The sequence below is a fragment of the Micromonospora sp. LOL_014 genome, from assembly GCF_048060245.1.
Taxonomy (GTDB): domain Bacteria; phylum Actinomycetota; class Actinomycetes; order Mycobacteriales; family Micromonosporaceae; genus Micromonospora_E.
The window spans coordinates 31807-51956 of the sequence record NZ_JBHMIP010000039.1; the positions used below are offsets into that span (position 1 = coordinate 31807).

Annotated in this window: 21 protein-coding genes, 1 tRNA gene and 2 pseudogenes; 12 read left to right on the top strand and 12 right to left on the bottom strand. The window is 70.8% G+C overall.

The features are described from left to right. Positions 1-49 precede the first annotated feature (49 nt). The 4 genes and pseudogenes from serS (at position 50) to ACFHW1_RS26100 (ending at position 3618) form a co-directional block, all read left to right on the top strand. A complete protein-coding gene (serS, locus tag ACFHW1_RS26085) occupies positions 50-1315 on the top strand; it encodes a serine--tRNA ligase (protein WP_416550770.1) in 1266 nt (421 codons plus the stop codon). 185 nt (positions 1316-1500) lie between these two features. Beyond that, positions 1501-1791 carry a hypothetical protein gene (locus ACFHW1_RS26090; RefSeq protein WP_416550769.1) on the top strand — a complete coding sequence of 97 codons (291 nt, stop codon included), beginning with the start codon at positions 1501-1503 and terminating at the stop codon, positions 1789-1791. A gap of 152 nt (positions 1792-1943) precedes the next feature. Continuing rightward, a pseudogene (locus ACFHW1_RS26095) lies at positions 1944-2759 on the top strand (HAD family hydrolase); the annotation flags it as partial. A gap of 4 nt (positions 2760-2763) precedes the next feature. Next, the gene (locus ACFHW1_RS26100) at positions 2764-3618 is read left to right on the top strand and encodes an HAD family hydrolase (RefSeq protein WP_416569211.1); all 855 of its coding nucleotides are present in this window, start codon (positions 2764-2766) and stop codon (positions 3616-3618) included. Here ACFHW1_RS26100 and ACFHW1_RS26105 read toward each other — a convergent pair. Then, positions 3573-4238, bottom strand: a complete 666-nt coding sequence (locus ACFHW1_RS26105) for a bacterial proteasome activator family protein (RefSeq protein WP_416569212.1) — start codon at positions 4236-4238, stop codon at positions 3573-3575. The genes ACFHW1_RS26100 and ACFHW1_RS26105 overlap by 46 nt on opposite strands. A 225-nt stretch (positions 4239-4463) precedes the next feature. On the opposite strand from ACFHW1_RS26105, the gene ACFHW1_RS26110 reads away from it, so the two are divergent. Continuing rightward, a complete protein-coding gene (locus ACFHW1_RS26110) occupies positions 4464-5669 on the top strand; it encodes an ABC transporter substrate-binding protein (protein WP_416550766.1) in 1206 nt (401 codons plus the stop codon). 36 nt (positions 5670-5705) lie between these two features. Here ACFHW1_RS26110 and ddaH read toward each other — a convergent pair whose 3' ends face one another. Next, entirely contained in the window at positions 5706-6536 is an 831-nt protein-coding gene (ddaH, locus tag ACFHW1_RS26115; RefSeq protein WP_416550764.1) for a dimethylargininase, read from the bottom strand. Between the two features lie 68 nt (positions 6537-6604). Between ddaH and ACFHW1_RS26120 the strand changes: the two genes are divergently transcribed. Further along, the gene (locus ACFHW1_RS26120; RefSeq protein WP_416550763.1) at positions 6605-7072 is read left to right on the top strand and encodes an Lrp/AsnC family transcriptional regulator; all 468 of its coding nucleotides are present in this window, start codon (positions 6605-6607) and stop codon (positions 7070-7072) included. A 35-nt stretch (positions 7073-7107) separates the two neighbouring features. Here ACFHW1_RS26120 and ACFHW1_RS26125 read toward each other — a convergent pair whose 3' ends face one another. Continuing rightward, positions 7108-8193 (bottom strand): T3SS (YopN, CesT) and YbjN peptide-binding chaperone 1, encoded by a 1086-nt coding sequence (locus ACFHW1_RS26125; protein WP_416550761.1) that lies wholly within the window; start codon positions 8191-8193, stop codon positions 7108-7110. Positions 8194-8378: 185 nt separating this feature from the next. Here ACFHW1_RS26125 and ACFHW1_RS26130 point away from each other — a divergent pair, with 185 nt between their 5' ends. Continuing rightward, the gene (locus ACFHW1_RS26130) at positions 8379-10649 is read left to right on the top strand and encodes an FdhF/YdeP family oxidoreductase (protein WP_416569214.1); all 2271 of its coding nucleotides are present in this window, start codon (positions 8379-8381) and stop codon (positions 10647-10649) included. On the opposite strand, the gene ACFHW1_RS26135 is transcribed toward ACFHW1_RS26130, so the two are convergent. Continuing rightward, the gene (locus ACFHW1_RS26135; RefSeq protein WP_416550759.1) at positions 10627-10887 is read right to left on the bottom strand and encodes a DUF6457 domain-containing protein; all 261 of its coding nucleotides are present in this window, start codon (positions 10885-10887) and stop codon (positions 10627-10629) included. The two genes, ACFHW1_RS26130 and ACFHW1_RS26135, sit on opposite strands and share 23 nt — an antisense overlap. Further along, complete coding sequence (gene mobA / locus ACFHW1_RS26140) at positions 10884-11519, bottom strand: molybdenum cofactor guanylyltransferase (protein WP_416616334.1); 636 nt, start codon at positions 11517-11519, stop codon at positions 10884-10886. The genes ACFHW1_RS26135 and mobA overlap by 4 nt, the downstream gene beginning before the upstream one ends. A 116-nt stretch (positions 11520-11635) precedes the next feature. Between mobA and ACFHW1_RS26145 the strand changes: the two genes are divergently transcribed. Together ACFHW1_RS26145 and ACFHW1_RS26150 are read left to right on the top strand one after the other, a co-directional pair. Continuing rightward, positions 11636-12433, top strand: a complete 798-nt coding sequence (locus tag ACFHW1_RS26145; RefSeq protein ID WP_416550755.1) for a DUF427 domain-containing protein — start codon at positions 11636-11638, stop codon at positions 12431-12433. Positions 12434-12510: 77 nt separating this feature from the next. Continuing rightward, positions 12511-14229, top strand: coding sequence for a glycosyltransferase (locus ACFHW1_RS26150; RefSeq protein ID WP_416616336.1), 1719 nt, complete (start codon positions 12511-12513; stop codon positions 14227-14229). Here ACFHW1_RS26150 and ACFHW1_RS26155 read toward each other — a convergent pair. Then, positions 14181-15140 carry a sulfotransferase family protein gene (locus ACFHW1_RS26155; RefSeq protein WP_416550752.1) on the bottom strand — a complete coding sequence of 320 codons (960 nt, stop codon included), beginning with the start codon at positions 15138-15140 and terminating at the stop codon, positions 14181-14183. The two genes, ACFHW1_RS26150 and ACFHW1_RS26155, sit on opposite strands and share 49 nt — an antisense overlap. Positions 15141-15351: 211 nt before the next feature. Between ACFHW1_RS26155 and ACFHW1_RS26160 the strand changes: the two genes are divergently transcribed. The 3 genes from ACFHW1_RS26160 (at position 15352) to ACFHW1_RS26170 (ending at position 17791) form a co-directional block, all read left to right on the top strand. After that, complete coding sequence (locus ACFHW1_RS26160) at positions 15352-16338, top strand: glycosyltransferase family 2 protein (RefSeq protein ID WP_416616337.1); 987 nt, start codon at positions 15352-15354, stop codon at positions 16336-16338. A gap of 588 nt (positions 16339-16926) precedes the next feature. Continuing rightward, entirely contained in the window at positions 16927-17760 is an 834-nt protein-coding gene (locus tag ACFHW1_RS26165) for a transposase (protein ID WP_416616341.1), read from the top strand. Then, a tRNA-Lys gene (locus ACFHW1_RS26170) sits at positions 17716-17791 on the top strand. Before ACFHW1_RS26165 ends, ACFHW1_RS26170 begins: the two co-directional genes overlap by 45 nt. Before the next feature lie 257 nt (positions 17792-18048). Here ACFHW1_RS26170 and ACFHW1_RS26175 read toward each other — a convergent pair. From ACFHW1_RS26175 to ACFHW1_RS26200, 6 genes and pseudogenes are all read right to left on the bottom strand, one after another. Next, positions 18049-18270, bottom strand: a complete 222-nt coding sequence (locus tag ACFHW1_RS26175) for a hypothetical protein (RefSeq protein ID WP_416550749.1) — start codon at positions 18268-18270, stop codon at positions 18049-18051. A 247-nt stretch (positions 18271-18517) separates the two neighbouring features. Beyond that, positions 18518-18634 carry an Imm1 family immunity protein gene (locus ACFHW1_RS26180; RefSeq protein WP_416550748.1) on the bottom strand — a complete coding sequence of 39 codons (117 nt, stop codon included), beginning with the start codon at positions 18632-18634 and terminating at the stop codon, positions 18518-18520. 24 nt (positions 18635-18658) lie between these two features. Next, on the bottom strand, positions 18659-18796 hold the full coding sequence (locus ACFHW1_RS26185; RefSeq protein ID WP_416550747.1) for a hypothetical protein: 138 nt from the start codon (positions 18794-18796) through the stop codon (positions 18659-18661). Further along, a complete protein-coding gene (locus ACFHW1_RS26190) occupies positions 18796-19380 on the bottom strand; it encodes a hypothetical protein (RefSeq protein WP_416616339.1) in 585 nt (194 codons plus the stop codon). Before ACFHW1_RS26190 ends, ACFHW1_RS26185 begins: the two co-directional genes overlap by 1 nt. Continuing rightward, on the bottom strand, positions 19377-19706 hold the full coding sequence (locus ACFHW1_RS26195) for a hypothetical protein (RefSeq protein WP_416550745.1): 330 nt from the start codon (positions 19704-19706) through the stop codon (positions 19377-19379). The genes ACFHW1_RS26190 and ACFHW1_RS26195 overlap by 4 nt, the downstream gene beginning before the upstream one ends. Positions 19707-19783: 77 nt before the next feature. Then, a pseudogene (locus ACFHW1_RS26200) lies at positions 19784-20150 on the bottom strand (hypothetical protein); the annotation flags it as partial.

Genomic DNA, 20150 nt, shown 5'->3' on the forward strand with positions numbered 1-20150 from the left:
CGAAAACCTGCGCGCGGGCCGACGCGGTGGGCCGGTATCGTTGACTTCCGTGATCGATCTCCGACTGCTCCGTGACGACCCGGACCTCTTCCGTGCCAGCCAGCGTGCCCGCGGCGAGTCCGAGTCCCGGGTGGACGATCTGATCGCCGCCGACGAGACGCGCCGCGCGGCGGTGCAGGCCTTCGAGGCGCTGCGCGCCGAGCAGAAGCAGCTCGGCAAGCGACTGCCCCGGGCGGAACCGGCTGAGAAGGCCGAGCTGCTGACCCGTACCAAGGAGTTGTCGGCCCAGGTGAAGGCGGCCGAGACCGCCGCCACCGAGGCCGAGCAGACGCTGCGCCGGGCGCAGTTGGCCTTCCCCAACCTGATTGAGGTCGGCGCGCCAGCCGGCGGCGAGGACGACTACGTCGTCCTGCGGGAGGTCGGTGAGCGCCCCGACATCGACGCACCCCGCGACCACCTGGCGCTCGGTGAAGCGCTCGGCGCGATCGACGTCGAACGAGGCGCGAAGGTCTCCGGCAGCCGCTTCTACTACCTGACCGGCGTCGGCGCGCTGCTGCAGCTCGGTCTGCTGCAGCTGGCCATCGCCCAGGCCGTCGAGTACGGCCTCACCCCGACGATTACCCCGGTGCTGGTCAAGCCGGAGTCGATGGAAGGCACCGGCTTCCTCGGCGAGCACGCCAGCGAGATCTACCGGCTCGAAGCCGACGACCTGTACCTGGTCGGCACCAGCGAGGTGCCGCTGGCGGCATACCACTCGAACGAGATCCTGACCCTCGACGGGCCGGTGCGCTACGCCGGCTGGTCGTCGTGCTTCCGGCGGGAAGCCGGCTCGTACGGCCGGGACGTGCGTGGCATCTTGCGGGTGCACCAGTTCGACAAGGTGGAGATGTTCTCCTTCTGCCCGCCGGAGCAGGCCCATGACGAGCACCTGCGGCTGCTCGCCTGGGAGGAGGAGATGCTGGCGAAGGTGGAGATCCCCTACCGGGTGATCGACGTCGCCGCCGGCGACCTCGGCACCAGCGCGGCCCGCAAGTACGACTGCGAGGCGTGGGTGCCGTCGCAGGGCCGCTACCGCGAGGTCACCTCCACGTCGAACTGCACCACCTTCCAGGCCCGCCGGCTGAACATCCGCTACCGCGACGCTGACGGTCGTAGCCAGCCGGTGGCCACCCTCAACGGCACCCTGGCGACGACCCGGTGGCTGATCCCGATCCTGGAGAACCACCAGCAGCCGGACGGCTCGGTACGGGTGCCGAAGGCACTGCAGCCGTACCTCGGCGGCCGCGACGTCCTGGAACCCCTGGCCACCGCCTGACGTCCCGCCCTGCCAAGGGAGCGACGGGTGCGGCGTTCACCAGTCGAGGTGCCGTTCCGGCATTTGCCGGTCGACCAGTCCGACGTCAGGTACCGGCACGGCCCCGACTCGCTACGCCAACCTGGTGTCCCGGCTGGCCGGACCATCGAGTCGACCGGACAGACAGCGCCATCTACCCGGGTACGGTGCGCAAGTTCTGGGTGCACCTGCCGGCGCATTCACAGCCGACACAGCCGGCGGCGTTGTTGGTGTTCCAGGATGGCTGGTGGTACCTGGATCCGGCCGGCGGGGTGCGGGGCGCGATCGTGCCGGACAACCTGATCCAGCACGGCGACATCCCGCCCACGGTCGGCGTCTTCGTCGACCCCGGGGTCATCACTGACGATGGTGCTGGCGTTGACGGTGCTGGTACTGGCACTGGCGGCGGTGGAGGCACCGCGTTCGGGCCGGTCCGGCGGTACCTGATCATGCTCTGACGTCGGACACCGATGCCTGGTCAGTGTGCACGCGGTCGTCGCTTGGAAGTCATGGTCAGGTCACGGTATGCGAGGTACGGTTGCTGCCCCGTCGACCGAGGAGATCATCGACCACGGAGATCGTCGACCACGGGGGGATCAAGGAGGACAGCATGCCGCGCCCCGGTCTACCCAAGTTGATCGCGACCGACCTCGACGGCACTCTGGTCCGCAGCGACGAGACCGTCTCCGCGTACACCCATGAGGTGCTCGACCGTGCCCGCGACCTCGGCATCCCGGTCGTCGGGGCGACCGGCCGCGGACCAAGGCTGATGGAGTTGACCCGCAACGACATCCGAGCCGCCGACTACTTGGTGATGGCCGGCGGCGGGCGGGTGGTCGACCAGAGCGACCCGACCGGCGTACGGGTGCTGCGCGACGAGCGGCTGCCCGCCGACGTGCTGGCCCAGCTGATCACCGAGTTGGAGGCGGCAGTCGGTCCGCTGATCGTAATGGTCGAAGCGTCCGACGAGCACGAGGCGCCGCTGTGGGGCGACTTCGACCCGCAGTGGCGCTACCCGGAGCGGTTCGAGGCTCGTACCCGGGAGCAGTGCCTGGCCACCGACGTGATCAAGGCGTTCGCCCGGACGCCGTCGCACGACGTGGACGCGCTGCTCGCCGCCGCGGTGCAGGTCGTCCCACCGACGCTGGCGACGGTCACCCAGGCCGGGCTGGGCTTCATCGAGATCTCTCCGCCCGGTGTCGACAAGGCCAGCGGTCTGGCGGTCGTCGCGGAGTCGCTCGGCGTCGACCCGGCGGACGTGCTGGTCTTCGGCGACATGCCCAACGACCTGCCGATGTTCGCCTGGGCCGGGTGGTCGCGGGTGGCGGTGTCGAACGCCCATCCGGCAGTACGCCGTGCCGCCGATGAGGTTACACTGCGTAATGATGATGACGGCGTAGCGATTTACCTCGACCGGCTACTGTCCGGAGATGGAAGTGCATCCACGTCTGGTCGCCACCGACCTCGACGGGACACTGCTGCGGCCCGATAAGTCGCTCAGTGCCCGGACCGCCGCCGCGCTCGACGAGTTCCAGCTGCGCGGCGGGCAGGTGGTGCTGGTCACCGGCCGGCCGGTGCGCTGGCTGTCGGCCGTCTACGAACAGCTACAGGCCCCGGTGCCGGCGGTCTGTGCCAACGGTGCCGTGGTCTACGAGCCGCGTACCGACACCGTGCTGCGCGCCGACCCGCTCGCCCCGGAGATCATGGCCGAGGTCGCCCGGCGACTGCGCGCCGAAGTCCCGGATGTGGTCTTCGCCGTCGAGGTGGAGGATGGCCGGTTGATGCGGCACGGCATCGACTGGCCGGCGCACTGGAACAGCGATCACCCCACCGCCCGGCAGGTCACCGACTCGACGGAGCTGCTCACCGCGCCGGCGGTGAAACTGCTGGCCCGCAGCAGCCACGATGACCCGGAAGTGTTCGTCCGGATCGTCGCCGGAGCGCTCGCCGGGCTGGCCGAGGCCACCCACTCGTCGAAGTCCGGGTTGGTGGAGATCTCAGCTGCCGGGGTCACCAAGGCGGCCGGGCTGGCCTGGCTCTGCGCCCGTTGGCAGATCGGCGCCGCCGACGTGGTCGCCTTCGGCGACATGCCGAACGACGTCCCGATGCTGACCTGGGCCGGGCAGGCGGTCGCGGTGGCGAACGCCCACCCGACGGTGCAGGAGATCGCGGACGCGGTGACGGCGTCGAACGCCGACGACGGGGTGGCTGCCTACCTGGAGCAGTTGCTGGCGCAGAGTCAGAGGTACTGGCCGGTGCGGGTGCTGCCGCCCTCGCCCGGCTGACCGGCCTGACCCGGCATGCCAGGGATCATCCCACCTGGGCCGACCGGCAGTGCCGGCCGCCCGCCGGAACGCATCTGCTCAAGCTGCAGCCGGGCTGCCATCTGCTGGGCCATCAGCGCCGCCTGGATGCCGTGGAACAGCCCTTCCAGCCAGCCGACCAACTGGGCCTGGGCGACTCGCAGTTCACTCTCACTCGGGGTGGCGCCGTCCTCGAACGGCAGCGAGATCCGGGCCAGCTCCTCGCGCAGCTCCGGTGCCAGGCCGTCCTCCAGCTCGGTGATGGAACGCCGGTGGATCTCGCGCAGCCGCTGCCGGCTCGCCTCGTCGAGCGGGGCGGCGCGGACCTCCTCCAGCAACTGTTTGATCATGCTGCCGATCCGCATCACCTTGGCCGGCTGCTCGATCAACTGCGACGGGTCTTCCGGGTCGACCGGCTCGTCGCCGGCACCGGTGGCCCCGCTGGTGCCGCCGGGGGCACCGGTGCCGGCACCGCCGGCGTTCACCGTGCCGACCGGTCGCCCGTCCGGGCCGACCACCACCACCGCGCCGGGCCGGCCAGCCGCCGGGCCGGACTCGTTGGTCTCTTCCGGGGAGCCTGACGTCTCGGTCATAGGCTCCATCTTGACGCAGCACCAGGGCCGGCCGCTCGCCGGTCCCCGATCACGCCGCCCGTAGGTCCCCCCCGATCACGCCGCCCGTCGGCGGCGTGAACCGGCAGATCACCTAGCATTGACTGGACGCAGCCGAGCGGGTAGAACGCCGAGTGGACTGTTGACCAGCTCGCCACCGTCGGCGTACTCCACCTGCGCGACCGACCGTCGTATCCATGGGAGAGGACCACCCCTGTGCCTCACATCGACCGCCGGCAAGCCCTGAAGCTGCTGGCCGCGCTCGGCGCCACCGGGCTGGCCAGTGCCTGCAGCGTCGGCGCGGGTGACGACTCGAACGACGACGACGGCCTGGTCAGCGACCGGCCAGTACGCATCGGCCTGATCGTCCCGCAGACCGGCGGTTACAAACCGATCGGCGACGAGATGCTCAACGGCTTCCAGCTCTACCTGGACACCCACCAGCAGCGGCTGGGTGGCCGCCCGGTCGACCTGGTGATCGCCGACGAGGGGGAGACCCCCGAGTCCGGGCGGGCGGCGGTCGACTCGCTGCTCCAGCAGCAGGTGCTGGCGCTCACCGGGGTGGCCAACTCGGCGGTGATGCTCGCCATCCGGGACGCCGTGGAAGAGGCCCGGGTGCCGTTGATCGGCTCGAACGCCTCGCCACGCAGCCTGCAGAGCGTCGTCTACATCTGGCGTACCTCGTACGTCGCCGACGAGCCCGGCCTCGCCCTCGGCGGTTACCTGGCCCGAGAGGTGTCCGCCAACGGCGAGGTGGCGATCGTCGCCGCCGACCAGCCCGCCGGCCGCGACGTGGTGCAGGGGTTCCGGGAAAGCTTCGGCGCCAGCGACGGGCGGATTTCCGGGGCGGTCATCTGGGCCAATGCCACCCCGAATCCAGGTCGGGACACCTTCGTCGAGCCGATCCAGGAGGTGATCCTCCGGGATCCGGAGGCGGTCTACTGCCACTTCACCGGCTCGGCGGCGGTCGAGTTCATCCGGCAATTGCGCGACGCCGGCTTCGAAGGTCCGATCTACGGTCCGGGTTTCCTCACCGAAGGCAACGTCATCGACCAGTTGGGTGAAGAGGCGAGCGGTATCGTCACCGCTCTCAACTACTCGGCCGACCTGGACAATTCGGCCAACCTGCAGTTCGCCACCGGTTACCGCAAGCGGTACGGGGCGTCGCCGACCACGTACGCGATGTCGTCCTACGACGCGGCCCAGGTGCTGGACAAGGCGATCCGGTCCGCCGGACCGAGTTTCTCGTCCCAGGAGCTGAACCTGGCGCTCGGCCGGGTGGGGCAGATCGACAGCCCGCGTGGGCCGTGGCAGTTCAACCAGCCGCGTACGCCGCAGCAGAAGTGGTACCTGCGTGAGGTGCTGCGCGACGGCCCAGTGCTGTCGAACGTGCTGATCACCGAGCTCGCCACGCTGGGCTGAGCGCCAGGCACGCGCTGGGCTGAGCTGGAGCCGTGGTCAGCCGCGTAGTTCGGCGACGCAACACTTCACGCTGCCGCCGCCCTTGTGCAGCTCGGTGAACTCGACCGGCAGCGGCTGGTAGCCGGCGGTAGCCAGCTTGTCGGCCATCCCGGTCGCCTCGCTGTTGACCACCACGTGCCGGCCGTCGCTGATCAGATTCAGCCCGAAAGCCAGCGCGTCGGACCGGTCGGCGATCACCGCCCCGGGGAACAACTGCCGGAGCACCCGCTGTGACGCGGGGGAGAAGGCCTGCGGGTAGTAGACGACAGTCTCGTCGTCGAGGGCGGCCAGCGCGGTGTCCAGGTGGTAGAAGTGCGGGTCGACCAGGCGCAACGACACGACCGGCCGGCTCAGCGTCTCCTGGAGCCGGCGGTGCGCGTCCGGGTCGGTACGGAACCCGTAGCCGGCGAGGATCGTGCCGCCGTACGCTCCCGGCAGGTAGGTGAAGTCGCCTTCGCCCTCGTTGGCCTCGGTGGGCCGCACGTACCGCCAGCCGAGCTCCTCGTAGAACTCCCGATGCGCGATGGCCTCCGCGGCCCGCTGCGGGTAGGTGAACCGGGCACCGAAAACGGTGCGGTCGACCGAGAATGCACCGTTCGCGGCGAACACCATGTCGGGCAGGTCGGCGCGGGCCGGCAGCAGCCGGACCTGGTGCCCGATACCGGTCAGCGTCTCGCGTAACCCTTCCCATTGTTTGACGGCGAGTTCGGTGTCCACCGGCAACTGCGGGTTCATCCACGGATTGATCGCGTACTCGACTGCGAAGTGCTCCGGCGGACACATCAGGTACGTCCGGGGCTGCCCGGCGGCAGCGCGCACGTGGGTCACGGGTACCAAGAGTAGGTATGCTGTCACACAGTAAAAAGTCTTGATCGTTGCGCCTGAAGGACTAAACGTTGCAGATCGACGCCGTGGACCAGCGAATCATTGCGTCGCTGGTGGCCAACGCCCGTTCGTCCTACGCGGACATCGGCGCCCGGGTGTCGTTGTCCGCCCCGGCGGTCAAACGCCGGGTCGACCGGCTGCGGGCGGCCGGGGTGATTCGCGGCTTCACCGCCGTCGTCGACCCGTCCGCCGTCGGCTGGACCACCGAGGCGTTCATCGAACTGTTCTGCACCGGGCGGACCACACCGGCCCAGATCGCGGCGGCCACCCGCCAGCACCCGGAGGTGGTCGGGGCGTACACGGTAAGTGGTGAGGCAGACGCCCTGGTGCACCTGCGGGCAGCCGACATCGCGCATCTGGAACAGGCCCTCGAACGGCTGCGGGCCGAGTCGTTCGTCACCGCCACGAAGAGCATGATCGTGCTCTCCCGGCTGGTCGACGCACCGCCGCCGGTCGCCGTGCCCGACCCGCTGGCCTGACCGGCAAGTGCCTGACCGGCAAGTGCCTGACCGGTTCAGAGGTACATGCCGGTGCGGTGGTCCCCGGTGTCGCCCCGGGACGGCTTGTCCCCGTCGCCAAAGAACCGCTTGCCACCGAACTCGCCATGCAACCGGTCGTCCAACTCGTCGGCGAGACCGGTCATCACCTGCACCGCGAGCATCAGATGGGTGGGCTGGAAGTTGCGGCCGAACACCGGTACGGACGCCCACACCGTGTCGTTGGTGCAGTACAGCCGCCCGATCGGCATCCGGTTGGTCAACTCGGACAGCTTCACGTACAACTGCTCGGTCGGCTCCACCTCGGTCAGGATCGGCGAGAAGACGTCCACCAGCGGCGGATTGTCCCGGATCCGGACGAAGACCATCGCCGAGCCGGCCCGGATCCCGATGTCGCCGTCAGCGTCCACATGCAGATGCTCCGGGGTGCTGCGCATCATCGTCGCGACCACCGTACGAACCCGCTCGTCGAGCGGCAGCGCGTCACCCGGACCGTCGTCACCGTCCCCCGGCACCGGGTCGCCGGTCGGCAGCCCGAGATGGTCGTCGAGGGACGCCGCCGGTCGGGCGGTGCCGAGCGGCTCGACCTCGATCGGCGAGTCGCTGTCGTCGCCCACCGAGTAGACGACGAAGGCCGGATGCGGGGCCCCGTAGACCTGGCGCAGCGTATGGGTGATCACGGAGGCCAGCCGAGCGACGTCCTTGGTCGTCGTGGCCAGCCCGAAGTTGTCACCGCAACCCGGCACCACTCCGGGCGGCGACCAGCCGAGCGCGACCAGTTCGGCGACGGCGTCCCGGTCCATCCGGTAGTCCGGCGGCAGTGTGGCGTTGCTCACCGCCGACGCGGTCAACCGGTCCTGCAGGCCGATCGAGACATCCACCGAGTAGATCGCGTCGCCGGTGCCGGACGCTGTCGGATCGAGCGTGAGCTCCACCTGTGCGCCGGCCGGCAGCGTCGGCAGCATGGCGGCCAGCGCGGCGGCGAAGTCCCGCCACGCCTGGGTCACCTTCTCCCGCAGGTCGGCCGTGCTCGGCTCGTCGAGCAGGAGCGGCTCGTGCGCCGCCGGCTGACTCCCGGACGCCTGATCCCCTGATGCCGGCACCTGCTCCCCCACGATGATCAACTCAGTCCCGTTGTGCGCACACCCTACCCAGACGAGCCACCACACCGGCTAGCCCCGGTTGCCGTCGGATAACCGGCACTGGCCGATCGCAGTTCGCCGTACCGCCGTTGGCCTGCGCCTTTTGGACGTAGCCGGCGGATCGCAGCACGTGAGAAGGTGGCAGCATGGCCCGTTCCGCCCCCCGAGACGACGCCGGCGACCGCGACCTGCGGGTCGACCAGCCGGCGACCAGCGCGGCCGGACTGCCGGGCGTCACCCACGCGCTGCGCGCCGGCGTCGCTCAGATGGGCGTACGCCGTACCGCGCTCACCCTGGCGCGGGTCAACCAGCCCGGCGGCTTCGACTGCCCCGGCTGCGCCTGGCCGGAGCCGGCCGCGCAGCGCCGCGCGCACGCCGAGTTCTGCGAAAACGGTGCCAAGGCGGTCGCCGAGGAGGCGACCCTGCGCCGGGTCACCCCGGAGTTCTTCGCCGAGCACCCGATCAGCGAGCTGGCCACCCGATCCGACCACTGGCTCGGCCAGCAGGGCCGGCTCACCCACCCGGTGATCCGCCGACCCGGCGCCGACCACTACACCCCGATCGGCTGGGACGACGCGTTCCGGCTGATCGGCGACGAACTGCGGGGCCTCGACTCGCCGGACCAAGCCGCGTTCTACACCTCCGGCCGCACCTCAAACGAGGCCGCCTTCCTCTACCAACTGTTCGCCCGGTCGCTGGGCACCAACAACCTGCCGGACTGCTCCAACATGTGCCACGAGTCGTCCGGGGTGGCGCTACTCAGCACCATCGGCATCGGCAAGGGCTCGGTGACCCTGGCCGACCTGCACCGGGCGAAACTGATCGTCGTCGTCGGGCAGAACCCGGGCACCAACCACCCCCGGATGCTGTCCGCGCTGGAGCGGGCCAAACGGGACGGCGCCACCATCGTCGCCGTCAACCCACTGCCTGAAGCCGGGCTGATGCGGTTCCGCAACCCGCAGCGCGCCGGCGGTCTGATCGGGGCCGGCACCCCGCTGGCCGACCACTTCCTGCAGATCCGCATCGGCGGCGATCTGGCGCTGTTCCAGGCGATCGGCGCGCTGCTGGTCGAAGCCGACGCCGTCGACACCGACTTCGTCGACAGCCACACCAGCGGGTACGCCGAGTACCGCGCCGCCCGCGCCGGGCTCGACTGGTCGGCGGTGACCGCCGCCACCGGGCTGTACAAGGCACAGATCGTCGAGGTGGCGAAGCTGTTCGCCGCCTCCGACGCGACCATCGTCTGCTGGGCGATGGGGCTGACCCAGCGGCAGGACTCCGTCGACGCGATCCGCGAGATCGTCAACGTGCAACTGCTGCGCGGCATGATCGGCAAGCCCGGGGCCGGTCTCTGCCCGGTGCGTGGACACTCCAACGTGCAGGGTGACCGCACCATGGGCATCTGGCACGAGCCGCCGGCCTGGCTGCCGGCGCTCGGCCGGCGACTCGGCGTACCGATGCCGACCGCGACCGGGCTGGACACGGTCGGCGCGATCCGGGCGATGCGCGACGGCGAGGTAGGCGTCTTCATGGCCCTCGGCGGCAACTTCGCCGCTGCCAGCCCGGACACCGACGTGACGGTCGCCGCCCTGGCGTCGTGCGCGTTGACCGTGCACGTGTCGACCAAACTGAACCGCTCGCACACCGTGCCCGGCGCGACCTCGCTGATCCTGCCCTGCCTGGGCCGCACCGAACGGGACCGGCAGGCCGGCGGCGACCAGTTCGTCACCGTCGAGGACTCGATGTCGGCGGTGCACGCCTCCCGGGGCCGGCTCGCCCCCGCCTCCGACCAACTGCTCTCCGAGGTGGCGATCGTCGCCCGGCTGGCCCGCGCCACGCTGCCCGACTCGCCGGTGCCGTGGGAGGCGTACCAGGCCGACTACCGGACGATCCGGGCGACCATCGCCGAGACGGTGCCGGGCTTCGCCGACTTCGAACGCCGGGTCGCCGAGCCGGACGGATTCGTGCTGCCGCACCCGCCCCGGGACCGGCGGACCTTCGCCACCGCGTCCGGCAAGGCCGCGTTCACGGTCAGCCCGCTGACCGTGATCGAGGTGCCGCCGGGCCGGCTGCTGCTGCAGACCATGCGCAGCCACGACCAGTACAACACCACGATCTACGGGCTCGACGACCGCTACCGCGGCATCCGGGGCGGGCGCCGGGTGGTCTTCGTCCACCCGGACGACCTGACCGCACTCGGCTTCACCGACGGCGACCAGGTCGACCTGGTGTCGGAGTGGTCGGATCAGGTCGAGCGCCGGGCCAGCGCCTTCCGGGTGGTGAGTTACCCGACGGCGCGCGGCTGCGCGGCCGCGTACTTCCCGGAGGCGAACGTGCTGGTGCCGCTGGATTCCACCGCCGCAGGGTCGAACACCCCGACGTCCAAGCAGATCGTCATCCGCCTGGAGCCGGCCTGACCTCGCCGGCACCGTAGGCACGAGCCAGGGCGGCCAGCCGGGCACCGGCCTCGACCGGGTCGGCGCCACGGCCGACGGCCAACCCCAACAGGTACGCGGTGACCGGCGCACCCGGGCGCAGCACGTTGTGCGCCACGTCGCGGGCCAGGTCCAGCACCACCGGCACCGGCACCTCGCCGGGGTCGAGCCCGAGTTCGGCGGCGGCTGACGCCACCCAGCTCGTCATCGTGTCGCTCATCGCACCCACTCCCGTGCCTGCCGGACATCCTGGTCGGTGTCGCAATCGAACCACGGCGCCGCGCCGGCGCCGGACCAGGTCACCTCGGCGACGGACAGGCCGCCGAACAGCGCCCGCATCGACGCCCCGACAAGGCCGCCGCCGCGCTGCGCGGCGAGCCGGTCGACCGCCGCACGCAGCCGCTCGGTACGCCACACACCGCAGAGCAGTTGCCGCCGGCCGGTGGCGTCGACGTAGAGCGCCCCGTCGACACCACCCGCCCGTACGGTCCACGTCAGCAGGTCCACCGCATCGGCGGTGAGCAGCGGCAGGTCGCCGGCGAGCAGCGCGACCAGGCCGGCCGGTTCGGCGAACGCGGCGGGACCGGTGCGGCCGGCGGCCTCGGCGAGTGCGGCGAGGCCGGCGGCCGTGGCGGCGACCGGACCGGCCCCGGGCGGCTCCTCGCGTACCGCCAGGACACCCGGCGGCGGGTCGGCCAGCGGGCCGACGACGACGCGCGGGTCGGCGCCCGCGACGGCGGCCAGCACCCGGTCCCGCATGGCTACCCCACCCACCGGTACGTCCGGTTTGTCGACGCCGCCCATCCGTCGGGCCGCGCCACCGGCCAGCACCACCGCCGCGAATCCGGTCACGTCGCCGACGGTACCGCGAGGTGAAACCCGTCGGTGCGGTTGACATCGAAGCCGGCCGGCCGGCGGGAAACATCCAGCCCTCGATGATCGTTGCCGGTGGTATGGATGATTCCGGGGTGAGCGGACCCGACACCGGCAGTGAGACGTCCCACGCCGGCCCGGCCCCGGGCCGGCGTGGCACGGTCCGGGTGGAACCGGGCCAGAAACGGGTCCGGGTGTACCTGCACGGCGAGGTGGTGGCCGACACGACCGCCCCGCTACTGGTCTGGGAGAAGCCCTACTACCCGACCTACTACCTGCCGGCGGCGGACGTCCGCGCGACACTCGTCGCGACCGGTGCCACCGATCGGTCGCCGAGCCGTGGCACCGCCGAGATCCTCGACGTGGTCACCGGGGACGGCCGGACCGCCGCCGGAGCCGCCCGCCGCTACCCCGACTCACCGTTGCCGCAGCTACGCGACGCGGTACGCCTGGACTGGGCGGCGATGGACGAGTGGTTGGAGGAGGACGAGCCGGTCTACACGCACCCGCGTGACCCGTACACCCGGGTCGACATTCTGGCCAGCAGCCGGCGGGTGCGGGTGGAGCTGGACGGGGTGACGCTGGCCGACTCCGGCTCCTCCCGGATCCTGTTCGAGACCGGGCTGCCGCCGCGCTACTACCTGCCCCTGACCGACCTGCGGCGGGACCTTCTGGTGCCGTCGCAGACCCGCACCCACTGCCCGTACAAAGGGACCGCCGAGTACTGGTCGGTGCGGCTCGGCGAGCGGACGTACGACGACCTGGTCTGGATCTACCGCGCGCCGTTGCCGGAGAGCCAGAAGATCGCCGGTCTGGCCTGCTTCTACAGCGAAAAGGTCGACCTGTACGTCGACGGCGTCGCCCAGCAACGGACGCGTACGCAGTTCAGCTGAAGCCGGCGCGACACCCCGCCGGCCGTACGTGCGGTGCGTGTCGTCCGGTGGTCACCTTCCCCTGCTAACTTCTGCCCGTGGCGCAGGCAGACGGATCAACCACAACGGACGGGTCCGGGACGCTCGACGGATCCGGGGCAGTCCGGCAGCCGGCGGGCGTCGTCCCACGGGTCGTCCGCAACGACTGGTCGTCGGTGGCCGTACCCGATCTGGACAGCTGGCGGCCCACGATGACGGTGAGCGTCGTCATCCCGGCCTTCAACTGCCAACCCACGCTGGATCTGACCCTGGCGTCGTTGAGCCGGCAGACGTACCCGGCAGACCTGCTCGAGGTCGTCGTGGCCGACGACGGCTCGGACCCGCCGTTGACCCTGCCCGAGGTCCGGCCGGCGCGGACGAAGATCGTCCGGGTCGGTGCCGGCGGCGAGGCCGGTTGGGGGCGGGCCGCCGCCCTGCGCTGCGGCGTCGCGCACAGCACCGGCAAGATCCTGCACTGGCTGGACGCCGACATGATCGCCTTTCCCGAGCATGTGGCGGCCCAGGTCCGCTGGCAGCATGTGCTGCCGTACGCGGTCACCCTCGGCTACAAGCGCTTCGTCGACCCGGACGGCGACGGGCGGTGGCCGTCGGCGGAGACGGTCGCGCGGACGCTGGCTCGCGGCGCGGCAGCGGACCTGTTCGGTGGCAACCCCGGTGAGCCGCACAGCTACGTCGAGCGGTACGTCAACCAGACCGACCAGCTGCGCATCGCCGACCATCATGCGTTCAAGATCCACGTCGGCGCGACCGCCGCGCTACGCCGCGACCTGTACCAGCGGGCCGGCGGGTTCGACGCGCAGCTGCGGCTGGGCGAGGACACCGAGTTCGGCTACCGGCTCGCCCAGGCGGGTGCCGTGTTCGTGCCGGAGCCGGCCGCGCGGAGCTGGCACCTGGGGCGCACCCACGTGATGCGCGCCCGCAGAGAGATCGCCCGCTGGAACCGCCCGTTCTTCGCCGACCGGATCCCGTACCCACGCAGCTGGCGCAAGGTGGGCGGGACATCCTGGTCGGTCCCGCTCGTCGAGGTGGTCACGGCAGTCGGTGACCAGCCGCTGGAACGGGTACGGGCGGCCGTCGACTCGGTGCTGCGCGGCAGCGAACACGACATCCGGGTCACTCTGGTCGGCCCATGGGATCAGCTCGACGACGCGCGGGTACGGGTGCTCACCGACCCGCTGCGCGACCTGCGACTGATCGCCGCGACCTACCGGGGTGAACCACGCGTCCGGCTGGCCACCGAGCGGCCCGGCAGCGTCTTTCCCGCGCCGTACCTGCTGGACCTGCCGGCCGCGTACGGTCTGGCACCGGACGCCCTGCGACGCCTGATCGACGTCGCCGACCGCCACCAGGCCGGTGTGGTCCGGGTTGACGTCGGCGAGCCCGGAGCGGACCCGGCGCGGGAGGCCGGCGTACGGCTGTGGCGGACTGCGGCGCTCAGCCGGGCGCGCTGGGTGCGCTCCGCCGACGAGCCGCTGTTCGACGCGGTGACCTCGGTGTACGGGCACCGCGACGTGCCTGCCGAGGAGGTCGGCGTCGTGGACCTCACCGGGTTCGAGTTGGCCGACCTGGCGAACGGCATGCCCCGGCCGTCCCGGCGTCGCCGGGCATCCGCCGCGCTGGTGCCGACCACGGTCGAGGTGGCCGGCGTACGGTCGCTGGCCAAGGCGACGGTGGTGGTCGCCTGGATGGCGGGCCGGCGGGTACGGGCTCAGTGGGCCGGGTCGGTGGTGCGGCGCAGAGCCGGCCACAGCGGGTAGCGGTAGCGGGGCAGCAACGGCATCGACACCGTGGTCGAGATCAGCCGTTGGCCCCGGGCCTGCTGGTCGATCCAGCGATCGTCCAGTTTCAGCGACACCTCGCCGGCGCGGAACCGGCTCGGGTTGCCGGAGACCGTGTGGTTGGGCCGCAGTCGCACGGTACGTCGGTCGACGAACGGCCCGCCGGCCGGCGGCGAGACGACCTCCTCCGGCAGGCCGACGAAGCGGAGCAGACCTTCGACGGTGCCCCGGGGCTCGATCATGAAGTCCTCGTACCGCAACCGTCGGTGCCGGCCGGGAAAGGCGCGGGCGGTCCGCTCGATCAGCAGGTTCCAGCCGAGCCACAGCCGGCTGCTTTCGGCCGGGCTATGGTGGTGGGTCAGGCCGGGGGTCGAGGCATCGTGGTGGGAGGTCGTCCGGGACCAGGAGTACGCCACCGCTCGCGGGTCGCGCACCACGTGCAGCAGGTACGGCTGCACGCCGGCGACACCCGACAGCATCGCGGCGTCGGCGGGCGACTTGGACGAGTCGACGATCAACGTGGCCCCGGTGACGTCCGCGACGGCACGGTAGAGCGAGGCCATCAGCCGTCGGTAGCGCTCGACGTCGGGGCCGGGCCGGGCACGCAGTAGGGCGGGCGTGTGGCGGACCCGCAGCGCGCGCCGCTGCAGCGCGTACACCTCGGCGGCCGACGGCGGGTCGTTCCCGTACGCGGCGCGGAGGATCTCCTGCCAGAGCGGGCATTCGGGGACCGGGACGCCGCAGCCGCACGGCCGGCGCTGCTGCAGCCCGCGTAGCCAGAGGTAGGTGAGCTCACCGACGGTGAAGACCGACTCGTACGAGTTGAGAATGTTGTCCAAGATGGTGGTGCCGCTGCGTCCCCACGCCGCGATGAACAGAACCTTGGTCACACCGCTCCCTCCACAGGCTGCGGCCGGAGTCTAGCCAGGGTGCGGTGCCGATCCGGTCCACTCCTCGGGCCTCGACAAGCCAGGCGCCGGGGCCGGATGCCGGGTCGGCGCCGGTGCGTCGTCCGATCGCCGAGGGTGTTCCCGACCCGTACGGATGATGACTACCCAGATTTCACCCAACGGTCGCTCACGGTCGCCATCGTCAGGCGTGATGTCCGATACCCCAGCCGTCAGTGTGGTCATCCCGACCCGCAACCGCCCGGACCTCGTGACCCGCGCCGCTCGCAGCGCCTTGGCGCAGAGCGTCGAGGAGATCGAGGTGATCGTCGTGGTTGACGGGCCCGACGCGGCGACCCGGTCCGCGCTCGACGCGGTCGCCGACGCCCGGCTGCGGGTGGTCGAGCTGCCGGCCAGCGGCGGCGCGCCGGCGGCCCGCAACGCCGGGGTACGGCAGGCCCGCGCGCCCTGGGTGGCGCTGCTCGACGACGACGACGAATGGCTGCCGCACAAGCTTGCCGCCCAGCTCGACGTGGCCCGCGTGGCGTGCGCGCCGCTGCCGATCGTCGCCAGCCGGCTGGTCAACCGGACCCCACGGGCCGAGTTCGTGATTCCCCGGCGGCTACCGGATCCGGGTGAGCCGCCGAGCGAGTACTTCACCGTCCGGCGCGGACTGTTCCACGGCGACGGCTTCATCCAGACGTCGACGATCATGGCCCCGACCGAGCTGTTCCGCCGGGTGCCGTTCGATCCGACGGTGCCCCGGATGCAGGAGCTCGACTGGTCGCTGCGCGCGCTGAGCCACGACGACGTGGCGCTCACCTTTGCCGACGAGCCGCTGGTCATCTGGCATCAGGATGAGAACCGGCCACGGATCAGCCTGGACTCGCCGTGGCAGGCACAGTTCGACTGGCTGCGGCGCAGCCGTCCGCTGATGACGCCCCGCGCGTACGCCGCGCTCACAATGAGCGTGATCAGCTCGATGGCGGCACCGACCCGCAGTGGCAAGGTCTTCGCGACACTGCTGCGTGAGGCGCGCCGGCATGGGCAGCCGGGTACGTTGGACTACCTCACGTTCACCCAGATCTGGCTGATCCCGCCGGACCTGCGCCGTACTGTGCGGGACATGATCCTCAAGCGCCGCCGCCAGGCGCAGCCCGAGCAGCCGGCGGGCATTGAAACGGACGCGCTCCAGCGGTAGCTCCGCTTCACCCACCAGCCTCCCCCAGTCAGTGGGAGAATTAGGTCATCGAGGCCGGTAAGGGAAAGATGCACCTGGCCTGCAAGGATGTGAGTGTCGAAGTCATATCCATAGCAGAAACGGGTGCACCTTCCCGGTGAGTAAGAGTACGGGATGGGCCACACGGTTGCGGGTAGCCGTGGGCGGCAAGGGTCTGGTCGGGCACGCGGGCGCGGTACTGCTACGGCAGTGCGCGGACCGGACCGGTCTGACCTCGACGTTGAACAAGGTCCTGCCGCGCGGGAGCGGGCCGGGGTGGTGGGACCGGGGCACGGTGCTGGTCTGTCTGGCGACCGCGTCGTGCTCGGCGCGACGAGCATGTCCGACATCGGGCTGCTGGCGCGTCAGGCCCTGCTGTTCGCGGATCCGCCCTCGGAATCGACCGTCCGCCGCGCCCTGGCAGGGTTGGACGAGACATCGCTGCGCCGGATCGCCACCGCGCGGGCGAAGGTCCGCGTCCGGGTGTGGGACCTCCTCGCCCGCCGCCCGCAGGGGTTTCCGTGGCTGACCGTGGCCGGGAAACCCTTGACCGGATGGGGGGTCATCGACATGGACGCCACGTTGATCACCGCACACAGCGACGAGCAGGGCGCGGCCGCCACGTTCAAGAAGGGCTACGGACACCACCCCCTCGGCGCGTGGTGCGCCAACACCACGGAAAGCCTGGCCATGCCGCTGCGCCCCGGCAACGCCGGATCGAACACCGTCAGCGACCACATCCGGGTACTCGACGACGCGATCGCCCAACTACCGGCGTCCTACCGGCGGAAGATCCTGATCCGCGTCGACGGCGCCGGCGCCACCCACGACCTCATGACACACCTGGAGCGGCTGAACCGGACACGACGCAACGTGCGCTTCACCGTCGGCTGGACCATCACCGACGCCGACGAGACCGCCATCGCCCGGCTACCCGAGACCGCGTGGACCGACAGCCTCGGCCAGGACGGCACCGCCACCACCGGACAGGCACACACCGCCGAGCTGACCGGCCTCGACCAGCGCCTCGACAACTGGAACACCGGGCTACGGCTGATCGTGCGACGCACCAGACCCTCGGCCCGGCACGCGAAGAACCGCACCGCCCTGGAACGATCCACCGGCTGGCGGTACGCGATCGTCGCCACCGACATCGGTCGCCTCGGACGGGTAGCCGGCTCGCACCAGCCACAATGGCTCGACGCCCTGCACCGCGCCCACGCCCAACCTGCGACTGAGGACACCAGATCGCCCGACGCGTCACCGGACGTCACCCGTCAGCCGCGACAGCCCCAGACCCGGGCAGCAGACGGGCGGGTGCAGAAGCCGCGGCCAGGCGGAGTAGGGTTGGCCCTTGACGGGCCGTTAGCTCAATCGGCAGAGCTGAGGACTTTTAATCCTTAGGTTCTGGGTTCGAGTCCCAGGCGGCCCACCACATGACCTGGGAAAATAGCCACCAGTCGATGGCTGATCTGTTCTTTATCCGGCCAAATTTGTCGGATATGACCCGCTATGCGGGGAGCACCCAGCGAACACCCAAGACGCCCACGACCGCGTCGGCGTCGACGGCTGCAGCCCGGACTACAGGGTGTGGTATCCAGGGCGGGGGGGGTTGGGGGAGGCCGGGCCGGGTGACCATGCTCGCCGCCGGGTGCAACCCGGCCATTCCGGGCGGCTTCATGTAGAAGTTCGTCAACTACCGGCTGCGGTTGGTCGTGGTCGGCGATGGCCGCACCGCTGGCGCGCGCCCTGTCCGCTGGCCCGGTCCTTCAGCAGTTCCAGGTACCGCTCGTCGTCGGGCGTCCGGTTCACGCGTAGAGACGCCAGCCGCTGGGTGCGGAGCCGGTTGGCGACCTGCGCGTCGACGATCGGCGCGGCGTTCGGGTCAGCGATGCCATCGGCGGCCGTGGTCATGAACAGCCGCGTGGTGAAAGAACGCCCCGCCGGTACGCGACGGGTCGGCCGTCGGTGTGCAGCCTGGGCCTGACCGCCCACAACGCCCGTGTGCCGGGCGGGGCTGGTGGACCCGAACGGTTGTGAGCCCGAGGTGCTCGACGCGGCCTGTCATATGCTGCGCTCGGGCGGCGCTGCACCATCTCCATGTCGATCTCCCGCAAGAGTCGATCGCGCCGCCCCAACCCCTTCCCGGCATCACCCCGGGTCATTGGTGCTCTGCCTGCCAGGTGAGGCAGGTGGGTCGGCGGCCTGTGGCGGCGTATTCGGCGACGGCGCGGCCGGGGTCGGGCAACGGCTCGCGGTGGCCGTGGTAGTCCGTCATCACCGCAGTCAAAGGTTATCCCCTCTATCGGTCGGTCGGGCCGTCTGGCTGGCGGCCGAGGCGTCTGGCTGTCTGGTCGATCAGCGTGTCGGTGAGGTCGTGCAGGAATGCGAGCGCCGTGTCCGTCTCCGCGGTGGGTGTCAGCGCCTGCACGTACGACATCACGACCAGGTTCTCGTCGCGGACGAGGTGAGTGATGTCGATCTGGGTGGCTCCGAGGCCGCCGCCGGTGGTGCTGCTCGCGTCCAGGTCTTCGACGGTTTCGCGAACGATATTCCGCTGTCCTCCCACCAGCCGGTGAGGTCGGCGGTGGTGGTGCCGGGTGTGGTGTCGTCCCACAGGTCGATGTAGCGGACGGCGTCCTGGTTGTACGCCTCGACCGCGCCTGGAACGTCGTCGTAGACCCGGACCTGTATTCCGCCGACGGGTTCGAAGCCGCCGAGTTTGGTGGTGAAACGCCCGTCGGTGGCGTGGGCGACGTAGATGCAGTTCGCAAACCAGTGGGTCCGTCCCACGCTGTAGGTCGTGTGGTGGTCCCGGGCGGGAGCGAGGGTGAGCCCGAATCGCCGGAACAGGTCCTCCGACCGCAGCCGGCTGCACAGGTTGAGGGGCATCTCGTCATACGGCGGTGTCGGGTCGGGCCGCGGGTCCTCGGTGTCGGTCCCGCACCCGCCGGCGACGCTCACGAGTACGGCGGCGGCCAGACACGCGGCGAGGATGCCCCGTCTACTGGTGGTGGGGTTCATCGCCGCTCCTCGGGAGGGGTGTCCAGGGTGAGGGAACAGGTGACCAGTCGGTGGTCCGATGGCGGCGGCTGGCCGGGGTCGGGTAGGTGGACGCGGTAGGTGCCGGGCAGGACGTGGGGTGTCATGGCGTCGTTGGCCAGGAGCCAGTCGATGAGCAGACCGCCGCCGGGGTCGATGCCGGGGTTGACGGTCGGCGCGATCGGCTGGGTGGGATCGGCACGCCATGCCATTTCGGCGACGGAGTGCAGGCCGCAGCCGTTGGTGCGCTGCCGGGTGGTGGCGTCCCAGTCGCCGATGAGGTGGTCGACCGCGCGGGTGTCCGGCACCCACGTGCCGTCAGAGGCCAGTTCGGAAGATTACGTCCTTTTCGGGGCGAGAGTGAATACTCCGGGTTCGTCTTCGGTCAGGACGCGGCGGTTGACCATGCGTTTGAGCTTCGCGCGGGTGCCTTCGACGTGCTTCGGTGAGGGTTCGACGCCGAGTGCGAGCAGATGCCCTTCGCCCGCATTCCGGCGGGTGCGGCGGCGAGGACTTCCAGGATCTGCTGGTAGGGGGTGCTGGCGATCGTCGGGTCGTCGGCGGTGAACTCGGTGGCGGCGAGCGTGCGCAGGGTGGTGCGGGTGGTGGCCAGGGCGGCCAGTTCGCTGTCGACGCGGCCGAGTTCGGCGGTGAGTGTGGCGATCTGGTCGCGTTGGTTGATATTTCTGTATTGGGTGGTGCGGCGGGCGTGAGGGAGTCGCCGATCACGTGATCGGCTTGCTCCGAGGGTG